The 13756-nt window shown below is 69.6% G+C and carries 13 protein-coding genes; 8 read left to right on the top strand and 5 right to left on the bottom strand.

The features are described 5' to 3' along the window. Positions 1-2: 2 nt before the first annotated feature. Together WFM69_RS02105 and WFM69_RS02100 are read right to left on the bottom strand one after the other, a co-directional pair. Positions 3-419 carry a hypothetical protein gene (locus WFM69_RS02105; RefSeq protein ID WP_337001169.1) on the bottom strand — a complete coding sequence of 139 codons (417 nt, stop codon included), beginning with the start codon at positions 417-419 and terminating at the stop codon, positions 3-5. Between the two features lie 134 nt (positions 420-553). Then, positions 554-2026, bottom strand: a complete 1473-nt coding sequence (locus WFM69_RS02100) for an MATE family efflux transporter (protein WP_337001167.1) — start codon at positions 2024-2026, stop codon at positions 554-556. Between the two features lie 157 nt (positions 2027-2183). On the opposite strand from WFM69_RS02100, the gene cycA reads away from it, so the two are divergent. After that, positions 2184-3653 (top strand): D-serine/D-alanine/glycine transporter, encoded by a 1470-nt coding sequence (gene cycA, locus WFM69_RS02095; protein WP_337001165.1) that lies wholly within the window; start codon positions 2184-2186, stop codon positions 3651-3653. 16 nt (positions 3654-3669) lie between these two features. Here the strand turns inward: cycA and WFM69_RS02090 are convergent, their stop codons facing one another. Next, on the bottom strand, positions 3670-4110 hold the full coding sequence (locus WFM69_RS02090; RefSeq protein ID WP_337001163.1) for a DUF2871 domain-containing protein: 441 nt from the start codon (positions 4108-4110) through the stop codon (positions 3670-3672). 124 nt (positions 4111-4234) lie between these two features. On the opposite strand from WFM69_RS02090, the gene WFM69_RS02085 reads away from it, so the two are divergent. Further along, entirely contained in the window at positions 4235-4843 is a 609-nt protein-coding gene (locus tag WFM69_RS02085; RefSeq protein ID WP_337001161.1) for a hypothetical protein, read from the top strand. 15 nt (positions 4844-4858) lie between these two features. On the opposite strand, the gene WFM69_RS02080 is transcribed toward WFM69_RS02085, so the two are convergent. Continuing rightward, positions 4859-5482: a response regulator transcription factor gene (locus WFM69_RS02080; protein ID WP_337001159.1), complete on the bottom strand. Its 624-nt coding sequence runs from the start codon at positions 5480-5482 to the stop codon at positions 4859-4861. Continuing rightward, positions 5479-6726 carry a sensor histidine kinase gene (locus tag WFM69_RS02075; protein ID WP_337001157.1) on the bottom strand — a complete coding sequence of 416 codons (1248 nt, stop codon included), beginning with the start codon at positions 6724-6726 and terminating at the stop codon, positions 5479-5481. The genes WFM69_RS02080 and WFM69_RS02075 overlap by 4 nt, the downstream gene beginning before the upstream one ends. Positions 6727-6901: 175 nt before the next feature. Here WFM69_RS02075 and WFM69_RS02070 point away from each other — a divergent pair, with 175 nt between their 5' ends. From WFM69_RS02070 to WFM69_RS02045, 6 genes are all read left to right on the top strand, one after another. Then, positions 6902-7888, top strand: coding sequence for an aldo/keto reductase (locus WFM69_RS02070; RefSeq protein ID WP_337001155.1), 987 nt, complete (start codon positions 6902-6904; stop codon positions 7886-7888). A 30-nt stretch (positions 7889-7918) separates the two neighbouring features. Continuing rightward, the gene (locus WFM69_RS02065; RefSeq protein ID WP_337001153.1) at positions 7919-8572 is read left to right on the top strand and encodes an IMPACT family protein; all 654 of its coding nucleotides are present in this window, start codon (positions 7919-7921) and stop codon (positions 8570-8572) included. A gap of 75 nt (positions 8573-8647) precedes the next feature. Beyond that, positions 8648-9586 carry a DnaJ domain-containing protein gene (locus WFM69_RS02060; RefSeq protein WP_337001151.1) on the top strand — a complete coding sequence of 313 codons (939 nt, stop codon included), beginning with the start codon at positions 8648-8650 and terminating at the stop codon, positions 9584-9586. 593 nt (positions 9587-10179) lie between these two features. Beyond that, positions 10180-10578: a VOC family protein gene (locus WFM69_RS02055; RefSeq protein WP_337001149.1), complete on the top strand. Its 399-nt coding sequence runs from the start codon at positions 10180-10182 to the stop codon at positions 10576-10578. 94 nt (positions 10579-10672) lie between these two features. Beyond that, on the top strand, positions 10673-13219 hold the full coding sequence (locus tag WFM69_RS02050) for a response regulator transcription factor (protein WP_337001147.1): 2547 nt from the start codon (positions 10673-10675) through the stop codon (positions 13217-13219). 8 nt (positions 13220-13227) lie between these two features. Continuing rightward, a complete protein-coding gene (locus tag WFM69_RS02045) occupies positions 13228-13581 on the top strand; it encodes a hypothetical protein (RefSeq protein ID WP_337001145.1) in 354 nt (117 codons plus the stop codon). The last annotated feature ends 175 nt before the right edge of the window (positions 13582-13756 follow it).

Below are 13756 nucleotides of genomic sequence, written 5' to 3'. Positions count from 1 at the left end.
GTTCATCGCACGACGGCGATCGACGCCGTCACGGCCTTCGTCGACAGTGCCGGCTTGACCGTCGCCCCGGCCGCCTTCGTGGCGGGCACGGGCGCCGGAAGCGCCTCGTCGACCGTGTCTTCCGTGCGCGCGAGGCCGCCCGCGTTCAGGATCGCCCGCACGACGCCACCGATCACCAGCATCGCCGCCAGCGCGGCACCCGCGAGGATCAGCGGCATCCACTCCTGGGCGAACGACGCCGTCATGCTCATCAGCGCGCACACGATCCACAGACCGACCGCGCCGCCCGTGAGCCCACCGGCTCCACGGATCATCGCGACCGCCGCCACGATCGCGCAGATCGCGGCGAGCGCCGCTCCCACGTAACCGATCGGCACCAGCACCGCGGCCAGATCGCTGGCCACTCTCATTGTCGTCATGACGACCCCCCGTCAGCGGAATATCCGCTACCTCGACACTAGAAGTGTGTCTCGGACGGGGCGTCCGTCTCAAGTCCGACATGCATCATCCTCGAGAGTGATATCTCGACGTGATCTCGCCCGCTCTTGAGGGGTCAGCGGCGGGTCAGCCAGCGCACGCGTCGGGCACGCACCACCGGCACCGGCTGCGTGACGACCGCGTCGACGACCATGGATCCGTCGGTCGGTCCGACGATCGCGATGGCGGAGGTCTCGGTCGCCTCCGCGGGTTGGATCGGGAGTCGACCGAGCGCCCGATGCGCCCGCACATACGCGGGCACGAGCAGCACGATCGCACCGAGCCAGGCGAGCGGGTTGCTGAGCGCCACGCCCTCGAAGTCGATGAGCGCGCCCAGCACGATGACGGCTCCGACGCGCATGACCAGCTCGATCACGCCCGTGACGGTCGGCACGAGCGTGTGCCCGAGCCCCTGCAGCGCACCGCGCAGCACGAACAGTATGCCGAGCGCCCAGTAGCCGCACCCGTTGATGATGAGCATCAGGTGGGCGAGCTCGACCACATCGTCGGAGCCCTCGCCGATGAACAGCCGCACCATCGGGGCGCCGAACGCGATCAGCAGGACACCGAGCACGACGCCGGCGCCGACGGCCATCCAGGTCGCCTGGACCACACCGCGACGGATGCGATCGGGGCGGCGACCTCCGTGGTTCTGGGCGGCGTACATCGACACGGCGAGACCGAGCGAGGAGAGCAGGGCGACCGCGAGACTGTCGACGCGCGACCCGGTGGTGTAGGCGGCGACCGCATCGGCGCCGAGGGTGTTGAGGGCGACCTGCACGGTGAGCGTGCCGATCGCGATGATCGACGCCTGGAACCCCATGGGCAGTCCGAGCCGGAGGTGCTCGGCGATGTCGGCGCGGCTGACACGCCAGTCGGTGCGGCGCAGGTGCAGCATGGGCAGTCGGCGGCGCACGAACTCGAGGCACAGGATCACCGACACCGCCTGCGCGACCACGGTGGCGAGGGCCGCACCCGCGACGCCCCACTCGAGCGGGCCGACCATGAGCACGACGAGGCCGACGTTGAGCGCGCACGCGATGGTCAGGAACACCAGGGGCGTCTTGGAGTCGCCGATCGCGCGGATGATCGCGGACAGGTAGTTGAAGAACATGGTGGCGCTCGCGCCGAGGAAGCTGATTTGGGTGAAGATCGTCGCCTCGGCCATCAGCTCGGGCGGGGTCTGGAGCAGCGCGAGGATCGGCCCGGCCAGCAGCGGAGCCCCGACCGTGAGGATCACGCTCGTGATGCCGCTGAGGAGCACACCGGTGGCGACAGAGCGACGGACGGCCGCATCATCCCGCGCACCGAACGCCTGCGCGATCGGGATTGCGAAACCGCTCGTCAGACCCCACGCGAAACCGAGGAGCAGGAAGAGCAGGCTGCCGGTCGCGCCGACGGCGGCGAGGGAGGTGACACCGAGGTGCCGACCGACCACGATCGCATCGGCGAACTGGTACAGCTGCTGCACCACATTGCCGAGGAGCAGCGGGATGGAGAAGGCAAGGATGACGCGCCACGGACGGCCCGTGGTGAGGGAGGTGGCCATGAAGGAGCGGCTCGCAGAACTGGGGGATGGATCGGGGCTCGCACCAGCCTATCGAATCGTTTCGGCGTGACGGAATACCGGAACACGATTCTGGCGACCGGTGGCCCGGAAGGTACCGTCGGAGCGACACCGTCAAGGACGACCGGAGGACGAGAAAGTGACCAAGCAATACACGGGGGGAACCGAAAGCACGCGTGACGCCGCGCCGGATGAAGGGGAACAGCATCTGCGGCGAGCGCTGAGCAACCGCCACATCCAGCTGCTCGCGATCGGCGGAGCCATCGGTACCGGCCTGTTCATGGGCAGCGGCAAGACGATCTCCGTCGCAGGACCCTCGGTGATCTTCGTCTACATGATCATCGGGTTCATGCTCTTCTTCGTCATGCGGGCGATGGGCGAGCTGCTGCTGTCGAACCTCAAGTACAAGTCGTTCAGCGACTTCGCGAGCGACCTGCTCGGTCCGTGGGCCGGGTTCTTCACCGGGTGGACCTACTGGTTCTGCTGGGTGGTCACCGGAGTCGCCGACGTGATCGCGATCGCCGGATATACGGATGCGCTCATCCCCGGCATCCCGCTGTGGATCCCCGGCGTGCTGGTGATCGTCATCCTGCTCGCCCTGAACCTGCCCACCGTAGCCGCATTCGGCGAGATGGAGTTCTGGTTCGCGCTCATCAAGATCGTCGCGATCGTCGCCCTCATCGTCACCGGCCTCGTCATGATCTTCACCGGCTTCCAGCACGACGCGGGCACCGCCAGCTTCGCCAACCTGTGGAACCACGGCGGCATGTTCCCGCACGGATTCATGGGGTTCGTCGCCGGGTTCCAGATCGCCGTGTTCGCGTTCGTCGGGATCGAGCTCGTCGGCACCGCTGCGGCCGAGACGAAGGACCCGAAGCGCAACCTGCCCAAGGCCATCAACGCGATCCCGATCCGCGTGCTGCTGTTCTACGTCGGTGCGCTCATCGTGCTCATGGCCGTCACCCCGTGGACCGAGTACGTCGCCGGCGAGAGCCCGTTCATCGCGATGTTCGCCCTCGCCGGGCTCGGCATCGCCGCCACGGTCGTGAACCTCGTCGTGCTGACCTCGGCCATGTCCAGCGCGAACTCCGGCATCTACTCGACCTCGCGCATGGTGTTCGGCCTGGCGCAGGACGGCGACGCCCCGCGCATGTTCGCCCGCCTCTCCCGCCGCCGCGTGCCGCAGAACGCGCTGTTCCTGTCGTGCATCCTGCTGCTGTCGGGCGTCGTGCTGCTCTACGCCGGCAAGGACATCGGCACCGCATTCGACATGGTGACCACCGTCTCGGCGCTGTGCTTCATGTTCGTGTGGACGATCTTCCTGTGCAGCTACCTCGTCTACCGGCGCACCCGCAAGGACATGGTCGCCGCCTCCACGTTCCGGATGCCCGGCGGCGTGTTCATGGTCTACGTCGTGCTGGCGTTCTTCGTCTTCGTGCTGTGGGCGCTGACCACACAGCCCGACACGCTGACCGCGCTGCTGGTGACGCCGATCTGGTTCGCGGTACTGATCGTGGCGTGGCTGTTCGTGCGGCGCTCGCCGCACCACCTGGCACGGCACGAGGCCCACATCGCCCACCTGCGCGACGACTCGGTCGAGGCCGAGTAGGCGCGGCGCTGCGGGGTCAGGCGGAGGCGACGGCCGGAGCGGTGGGCTTCGGGGCGAAAAGGCGCTTGCGGAGCGCGAGGAACAGCAGCACCATGCCGGCGCTGAGGAGGATGTGCCCCAGCCCCGCGATACCGGCGATCATCGCGGACGACTCCCGGCCGAGCACCGTGAGGGAGCCGTGCCAGATCATCATGGCCGAGGTCAGCACGAGACCGGCGTTGTAGAGCCAGAAGAACCAGCCGAACAGGCGGCTCTCGGAGAGCGCGAACGCCTTCTCCAACAGCAGCACGATCAGGAGCACCAGGAACCCGAGCACCAGCAGGTGCGTGTGCACGAGCCCCAGCTGCGTCGCCTGCCCCTCGGGGAAGTCGTTGATCTTGGTGAACTCTCGGTAGAAGAGTCCGGAGGCGACGCCCACGAGCATGTAGGCGAACGCGGCGGAGAAGAGCCTGCGCATCGGGAATCCTTTCGGTCTGATTCCAGGCTCCGTCAGCCGGGCCGGACCGGGATCCATCGAACGGTTGACCTGCCACGGCGCGCGACCCTTGTGGGATCGGCGCGGGGTGTGGTGACCTGTCGGCATGAGCTTCTTCCCGCCGGACCCCGAGATACCCGAGCCCGACGAGAACGAGCAGGAGCGGCAGCCCTCCTGGCAGGCGCCGGAGGACGAGCTCCCCGTGCTGCTCGCCGTCTCGGAGACCCTCGCCGCCAACGACCACTTCGCGCTCGGACTGTTCGGCGTCGCCGTCTACAGCGACGGCGTGGAGTTCCGCCTCGAGGGGCGACTGCGACGGAACGGCATCTCCGCGCGGGAATGGAGCGACCTGTGCGCGGACTTCGTCGGCCACGGCCCGATGGGTGGCCCGATGCCCACGGCCGGACGTCTGCGCTTCGGCCTCGTGCTCGGCGACGGCGAGAAGGTGCTCCCCGAGTGGTTCCCGTTCTCCGGTGGCAGCGAACCGTCGCGCGAGCCGAGGGGGCACACGCTCGCGCGCAACAGCAGCGGCGCCAGCGGTGGAGGCCAGACCTTCTCATCGAGCGAGCGGCTGTGGCTGAACCCGCTCCCGCCGGAGGGACCGATCGAGTTCGTGATGCAGTGGCCGGCGCTCGGTGTGGAAGAGCGCAGCGTGGTGCTGGACGGCTCGGCCATGCGCGCCCTCGTCCCGCGCGTGCAGCGCTTCTGGAGCTGACGGGACCGCGCCCGGTCAGAGCAGGCCGGTGTCGCGGGCGATCGCGATCGCACGGGCGCGGCTGTCGGCGCCCAGCTTCTCGAACACGTGCACGAGGTGGGTCTTCACCGTCGCCTCGGTCACGAACAGTGTCTTCGCGATCTCACGGTTGGACGCCCCCGTGTCGAGCAGCCGCAGCACGTCGAGCTCGCGGTCGGTCAGGTGCACCCGCGGCGCACGCATCACCTGCACGACCCGCTCGCTCAGCTCGGGCGTGAGCACGAGCCCTCCGGCAGCCGCCTGACGGATCGCACGCACGATGTCATCCGGTGCGACGTCCTTGAGCAGATACCCCGCGGCTCCCGCCTCGATCGCCCCGAGGATCTCCGCATCACGGTCGAACGTCGTCAGGATCAGCACGGCCGGAGCCGGCTCCTGGGCCCGCAGCGCCGCCGTCGTCTGCACGCCGTCCATCCCGTCACCCAGACGCAGATCGCAGAGCACGACATCGGGGTGCAGGTGCCGCGCGAGCGCCACGGCCTCCTCGCCGGACGCCGCCTCCCCGACCACCTCGACATCGTCCCGACGGTCGAACAGCGAGCGCACGCCGGCACGGACGATGGGGTGATCGTCGACCAGCAGCACGCGCACCGCGGTCACGAGCGACCCCCGTACGGAAGATGCGCGGAGAGCGCGGTGCCGTCTCCCGGCGCGCTCTCCACGTCGAGTCCGCCGCCGAACTCGCGCAGCCGCGCCCTCATCGACCGCAACCCGTAGCCGCCGCCCTGACTGCCGACACCGCCCTGGGCGTCCCACCGCGTCGCGTCGAAACCGACCCCGTCGTCGACGATGTCGAGCCGCACCGCGTCGCCGGCATCGGCCAGCGTCACCACCACCCGGGAGGCTCCGGCGTGGGAGCGCACGTTCGCGAGAGCCGACTGGGCCGTGCGCAACAGGGCCACCTCCGCGTCGATGCCGAGCGAGGGCAGGTCGTCATCGGCGTGCAGCGTCGCCTGGATCCCGGTCTCCTCGCCGAGGCGTTCGAGCATGCGGGCGAGCGCGTCGCCGAGTGCGGTGGCCTCGAGCTCGGCCGGCATCAGGTCGTTCACGATGCGCCGTGCATCCGCGAGTCCCTCCGCGGCGAGCGCGCCGATCTGCTCGAGGGCACGGGTGGCATGGGCGGGGTCGTCGGCCTCGAGCGCACCGCGCGCCAGCATCCCGATCGACGACACGCTCTGGGCGACCGTGTCGTGGATGTCGCGCGACACCCTGGTGCGCTCTGCGCTCGCCCCCGACTCGCGCTGGGTGCGGGCGAGTTCGTCCTGCAGGGACGCCATCTCGTCCTGCGTCGCGACGAGCGAGGCGATCAGTCGACGCCGCTCCCGCCCATCGCGCACCAGCTCCAGGTAGCCGCGCGAGATCCCGAACGCGAACACTCCGCCCACGAGCGGCCCGATCACGTTCGCGTAGCTCGTCGTGCCGGTGTGCAGCAGTGGTGCGGCGACGACGACCGCGAGGATCGCCGCACTCAGCAGCAGCGCCCACCGCATCCGCATCACGAATCCGGCGAGCAGCCAGAGCGGGAAGGCGAGCCAGACGAACTCCGCCGACACGACCACCGCGCCGAGCCAGATGAGCGTGAGCCCGAGCAGCCACCAGGTCGCCAGACGACGATCCGACGTGCGCTCGCTGAGCAGCAACCCGCCGCCGTACCAGCCGAGGAACACCAGCGAGAGCGCGAGCACCCACGGCAGCGGCACCCCATCGGACGACGCGCGCCAGGCGCCGACCACGACAAGGATGAGCGTGATGACGGCCTGGCCGATGCGGATCGATCCGACCAGGCTCGCCCAGGTGCGCGGCGTGCGCGGCCGATCCTGGGGCGCGTGCTCGGTGGACGACATGCTCACATTCTTCCCCTCTCCCCCGGCGGCGCCTCCATCGTTCGACGGATCTGCGTGCGGTGAGGGGTTCCGGCCAACGGGGTTCCACCAGGCCCTCCCGTCCTCGCATCGCCGCGCGTACCGTCGGATCCACGGCCGCGGATCACGTCCCCGGCCCCGACGAAAGGACCCGCTCATGCACACACGCACTCTCGGACAGGGCCTCCAGGTCTCCGCCATCGGACTGGGCTGCATGGGGATGTCGCAGAGCTACGGACCCAACCCCGGCAGCCGTGACGACATGATCGCGGTGCTCCGATCCGCGCTCGATCACGGCGTCGACTTCTTCGACACGGCGGAGGTGTACGGGCCGTACGTGAACGAGGAACTCGTCGGCGAGGCGCTGGAGCCGATCCGCGACCAGGCGGTGATCGCCACCAAATTCGGCTGGGACATCCAGGACGGCAAGAGCGTCGGACTGAACAGCCGCCCCGCGCAGATCCGCCGCGTGGCCGAGGCGTCGCTGCGCAGCCTCCGCACCGATGTGATCGACCTCTTCTACCAGCACCGCGTCGACCCGGAGGTGCCCATCGAAGACGTCGCCGGGACGGTCGCGGAGCTGATCGCGGAAGGGAAGGTGCGCCACTTCGGACTCTCCGAGGCGTCGGCCGCGACCATCCGCCGCGCCCACGCCGTGCACCCGGTGACCGCGCTGCAGAGCGAATACTCGCTGTGGACCCGCGACCCCGAGACCGACATCCTCCCGACGCTCGCCGAACTGGGCATCGGGTTCGTCCCGTTCAGCCCGCTCGGGAAGGGGTTCCTGACTGGAACCGTCGGCACGAGCGCCGACTTCACCGAGGGCGATATCCGCGCCACGATCCCGCGCTTCTCCGCCGAGAACCGGGCGGCGAACCAGACGCTCGTGTCGCACGTCGCCGATCTCGCTGCCGCGAAGGATGCCACGCCCGGACAGATCGCACTCGCCTGGCTGCTCGCCCGGCAACCGTGGATCGTCCCCATCCCCGGCACGCGGCGCACCACCCGCATCGCGGAGAATGCGGGCAGCACCGCGGTCGCGATCTCCGCCGACGAGGTGGCCGATCTGACCGCCCTCGCCGCCCGCATCGGCGTGAGCGGCGACCGCTACAACCCGCAGCAGATGTCTTTCGTCGACCGGTGAGCCGCACGCGGGCTGGGTATCGTGAGGCGGGTGACCGCCGCCCGCCTCTTCCCCGCCACGATCGCGGCATCGGTGGAGCACGAGATGGTCGTGCGGAAGTCGCGCTTCGTCTGCCGCATCGAACCCGTGTCGTCGGTCGAGGAGGCCGAGGCCGTGATCGCCGGTATCCGCAAGCGGGCGTGGGATGCGAACCACAACTGCACCGCCATGGTGACCGGGCTGCTCGGTGATCAGGCCCGCTCGTCGGATGACGGCGAGCCCGCCGGAACGGCCGGGATCCCGATGCTCGAAGTGCTGCGCCGCCGCGAGCTGACCGACGTGGTCGCCGTGGTCACGCGCTACTTCGGCGGCGTGAAGCTGGGTGCCGGCGGGCTCGTGCGCGCCTACTCCTCTGCGGTGTCCGAGACGCTCGACCGGGCCGCGCTCGTGCACCGCGTCGCGCTCACCCAGGTGACGGTCGAAGTGCCGCACGCAGAGGCCGGCCGCTACGACAACCTGCTACGCGACTGGGCGACGCACCACGGGGCCGAACTCGGGGAAACGACCTATGCGGCGATGGCCGCACTGGAACTCTGGGTGCCGGAGGCGGAGCTCGCCCGCCTCGCGGACGACCTCGCCGCGGCATCCGCTGGCACGCTCGTCCCGGTCGTCGGCGTGGAGCGGATCGTCGACGTGCCCGGCTGACCGGCCGGGCACCGACACGGCCTACACACAAGCACCGACGGATATTCTGGATGCCGCGGTCGCGGAAGGAGAGCGATGTTCGACAGTCCGCTCTCGGCCTCGGCCTACGAGATCCTCGAGGTCGACCCCACGGTCGACGATGTCGAGCTGCGCCGCGCCTACCGGCTCCGACTCCGGCAGACACACCCCGACACGGGCGGTGACGCGGCCGTCTTCGTGCAGGTGCAGCTCGCCTGGGAGCTGATCGGCACGCCCGAGGGCCGCGCTGCCTACGACCGCCGCACCGGCACCGGCACCGCCGCGAGCGCGGGCACCGCCACCGACAGCGCCTGGAGCGGCTGGCGTCCGCAGGCCGCCCGCACCGACACCCGACCTCGCGCCCGCTCCTACGGCCACCCCGGCGGCTGGCGGCGGGAGCGGTACCTGACGCTCATCCGCGAATGGGCCGGCCGCGGCGTCGAGGTACCCGACCCCTACGACCCCGCGCTCGTGCGCTCGGCGCCACGGGATCTGCGCCGCCTGCTCGCAGACGCCCTCGCCGAAGAGGCCACGGCCCGCACCGTGTCCGACCTCGGCATGGGCTTCACGGTGTGGCACGACGTGTCGATCAGCCCCGACGCCGACGACAAGCTCGACCACGTGGTGCTGAGCCCGTCCGGGCTGTACGGCGTGATGTCGGAGGACTTCGGCGGCGTGGTGGGCTTCCGCCGTGGCGACATCACCGGACCGAGCGTGGGTACACGGGCACCCGTCACCGCCGCACTCGCGCGCATGCGATCCGTGGCACGCTCGGCACGCGTGAAGTTCGGCGGGGCGATCATCGTGCTCCCCGACGACGACCTCGCCCAGGCGGTGACCCCGCTCGGAAGCAGCCGCGGCGTGCCGGTCGTCGTGGTGCGCCGCAGCGCGCTCGCGATGGTGCTGCGCCAGGGCGTGCCGGGCGCTCGCGCGATCGGCGGCAACGAGCTGTTCGACGTGCGCACCCGCCTGCAGCAGACCATCCGCTTCGTCTGAGCCGCGGCGTCGCCGATTCGGAGAGTCGCAGCGGCCGGCTCCGCCCGAGGCCCCCCTCAGGAGACCGACCGCTGCGCGCAGCGGAGTTGCTCCGCTGTCAGGAATGGGTCGGTGCCAGCCGACCACCTCTTCATCGTCACGGCCGTGCGAGCCGACGACGCACCCGAGCCGTCATTTTGCGTAGTCGACGCCACGAACTACGAGTCCCGCACCACACGGCTCCGTATGCCTGCCGCGACCGCCCGATGCGCGTGCTCGAAGGACCCTGAGTGCCGGCTGCCGCGTACGTCGCCCCAAAAGCGACACGTACACGGCCCCTCGTCCTCTACCGATCACCCCCGCCTCCACGTACGCTTCGCCCGCACCATGCTCCACGTGTGAGCCGGGATGCGACCCTCGGCACAGCGCCTCACTCCTCTTCGAGGTGCATCGACGGGACATCGCCACCTCCGATGCCTCGACAGGTGCGCTCATCCCCCCGGAGCGCGTCGGCTCCCGCGCTCTTCTCCCTTCAGAGCGCGGGAGTCCCCTCCCCAAGCCGACTGTGTGCCGGCCCCGAAACCCGCAAATCCAGGAACGAGCGGACGCGAACAGTGAGCATCACCCCCCACCTCATCTACGCCGGCGACTGCCGGCAGGCCATCGACCTCTACGTCTCGGCGTTCAACGCCGACGTGCAGAGCATGAGCACCTACCCAGAGGCCCACATCGCGACCCCGCCGGGCATGGAGGACCGCATCGCGAGCGCCGTGCTGTCCTTCGGCGGCGGGAGCGTGCATCTCTCCGACAGCCTCGGGCACGACGTCGTGAAGACCGGTCCGCGCGTCGCCCTGCTCGTCGAGGGATCGGTCGCGCAGATCCAGCAGGCGCAGGATGTGCTTCTGGAAGAGGGGAACCGTGTGCCGACGGTGAACCCAGGCACCGGGCTGTTCTCCTGCACGGTTCTCGACCGTTTCGGTGTGACCTGGCAGCTCGTGGAAGCAGAGCACTGAATGGCGGCACGCAGCATCAACCCCTGTTCACGCACCAGTTCGTGGTCGTACCATGCCCAGTAGTGCGCGTCGACGTTCGATGACGAGGGGCAACATGGTTCACAGCAGGGACGTGTTCTTCACACAGGCAACGAGCATCATCGGCAGCGGGGGCAGCGTCGACATCGTCGGGGATCGCGGCGCCGGCCGCACCACCCTCTGGGAACGACTGCGCAACCACTTCCTGAACGAGAACTGGTTCGTGCTCACCATCAACGGGGTGCCCGCCTTCAAGAGCTACCCGCTGGTCGCGCTGTCGATCGCCGGGGTCTCGGCCGCACGCGAGGGACGACCGTCGGCGATCGCGGCATCGGTCGACGAGATCGTGGACCGGATGCGCCAGGAGCGCGGAGCGATCTTCATCGACGACTGGAACGACCTCGACGATGCCACCTGGGGTGTCGTCACCGCCGTGCAGCGACGCCACGGCGTGCCCGTCGTGATCACCCGGATCAAGAGCGCCGACGCCCGACACACCCCGGGCGGGCTGGCCGCGGCGTCCATGGCGCTGACCTACACCGTCGACCTCCCCTCGTTCCGCTACGACGAGTTGGACGACGCGGTCACCGCACGACTCGGGGGCCCGATCGAGCCGTCCGCCCTGTCCCGCGTGTATGCGAAGACCGGCGGCAACGTGGGACTTGCGTTCGCGCTGGTCGACACGGCCGTACGCGAGCACCGTCTGGAGATGCGCGACGGCTCCTGGGTCGCCACTCGCGACCTGTGGTCGAACGGGCTCGTGACCATGGTCGAGTCCCTGCTCGAGCACCTGACGCCGGAGCAGCGGGACACCCTCGAGACGCTTTCCCTGCTCGGGATCGTCGACCTCTCGGCGGTCGAGCCCCTCATCCCGGCCGCACGGCTGGAGGAACTCGAGAAGCAGTCGCTTTTGGAACTGTACGCGACCGGCGGCAGGTTCCTCGTCAACGTCAAACCTCCGCTCGTGGTGGAGTACTTCCGCCACGTGTCCCACCCCGCCAGGCGACTGCGACTGACGCGTGCACTGCAGGACGACCTGATGCCGGCGACCGTCGACGACATCGAGGTGAGCCACGATTCGGCCGGCCAGATGGCCGGGTTCGTACGGTTCGTGCACGAACAGCGGAGGGCACGACTGCTCATCACGCGTGCGGAATGGAACCGCGCGCGCTCGCGGAAGGCCGCCGTCGACTACGTGCGCGCCCTCGTCGCCTCCGCCGGTCAGGTCGAGGAGATCGACGACGTGCCGGCCGCCTCGACCGACCTCCCCGCCGACGCGACGCTGCTCGTGGAGTGGCACATCCTGCAGGCCGACCACATCGCCTTCGAGCATCTGGACGGCCGTCGCGCGGTGACCCACCTCCGAGACACGGCGGCCACCATGGGAACGATCGGCGCGATCCTGCTCGCGCGCGCTGTCGAGATCGAGGATGCACTGCTCGGCAACGGCGATCTGAGCACGCTCCCCGCGATCGACGACCACTTCTCCAGCCCCGAACGCGTAGCGCTGCACCGCGCGCATGCCTCGGTGCTGACCGTGCGCGGCGAGATCACCGAGTCCCGCGCACACATCGCCGCGATCCGCAGCGAGACGCAGGCACCGCTCGATCCGGTGTCGGCGATCATCGCGGGATTGAACGACATCTCCGACGGCCGCCTCCGACGCGCGGCGGACGAGGCTGCCCGAGGAATGGACGAGGCACGCGAACGGTTCGATCCGATCGCGATGCGCGCGCACGGCTACCTGTCGGTCGCGACCAACGTGCTCGACGGACAGTACGGCGAGGTCGAACGGGTGCTCGACACCATGTATGCGATCGGCGAGCCCTTCCATGAGCCGCCGTTCACCCAGCTCGCGTTCGACATCACCTCGGCCGTGATCGCCTCACGGCGGGGGAACAAGCGTCTCGTGCTGCAACGCGTCGCGGACTTCGAACGGAATCCGCTGCCGGACGGCCCCTGGTTGGGAACGGCGCGAGGATACCCCTCGGCGCAGATCGCCGCCGGCGCCGGCGACTACCAGCGCGCCGGCGACGTGCTCGACGACATGGCCGAACAGCTCTGGGAGCGCGGCGGACGGGTCGCGTCGATGCTCGCGAGCCTCGTGAGCATCGAGCTCGCCCCCACGCCGAAGAAGCTGGCGGTGGTCGCCGAGCGCGTCGAGCAGGTGCCCTCCGATCTGGTCAAGACGCACTACCTGTTCGCGACCTCGGTGGCCTCGGGCGACCCGCAGCAGATGGTGGCGGCGGGCGAAGAGCTCGCCCTGCGCGAGCGGACGGGGATGGCGATGATCGCCTTCCGCACCGCGGCCGATGCGCTCGCCCAGGATGGCGACCAGGCGGGCGCGGATCGCGCACGTGAGCGGTTCGAGGCGCTGCGCGAAGGGCTCGCCTCGGACGAGTACGACATCGCACGGTTCAAGACCGTGGTCGTCGACCTCACCACACGCGAGCGGGAGGTCGCGAGCATGGCCGCATCCGGGATGACGAATCAGCAGATCGCCGACGCGCTGACCCTCTCGGTGCGGACGGTCGAGACGCACCTGCATCGACTCATGCGCAAGACCGGAACCGAACGGCGCAGCCAGCTCCGGGAGTACCTGGAGTTCGAGGCCAACCGATAGGCCGCGCGATGCCCTTCCACGAGTACTCGACGCGCGACGTGTGGGTCGCCGCCGCCCTCGACGCCGCCGGCTGGAGCGGCAATGCGGCAGGGCTGAGACGCTTTCGGGTCTCGATCGACGAGGTCGTCGCGGTGATCGATGCGGAAGCCGCCGGAGCCGATGCCGCCGGGCTGTCGTCGCTGACGCCCGAGCAGGTGGCCGCGACCACCGGAGCACCCCTGCGCACCGTGCTGCTGATCCGCGCGGGCCTCGCGAACAGCGGACTGATGTCGCCGTCATCGCACACGACCGGCACGATTCAACTGCAGCTCCCCCGCGGGACCACGGCGAGCGCAGGATTCACGCCGCTGCACGAGCGCTGAGCCGGACGGTACGTATGCCGGGGTCGCCGGGTTCGTATTCGCCAGTTGTCGGGCACGGACGAGTATCTCGACCCGCTTAGCGTTGCACTGCTCGGTGGTCCGATCGGGTTCGAAGCATCGAGCAGTTCGGGTCGAAGCGGGGAGCATGCTGATTCTCTCCATGCACCCCGCTTCG

The sequence above is a fragment of the Microbacterium sp. LB12 genome, assembly GCF_037150835.1.
Taxonomy (GTDB): domain Bacteria; phylum Actinomycetota; class Actinomycetes; order Actinomycetales; family Microbacteriaceae; genus Microbacterium.
This window is presented reverse-complemented; position numbering and strand designations above follow the sequence as displayed.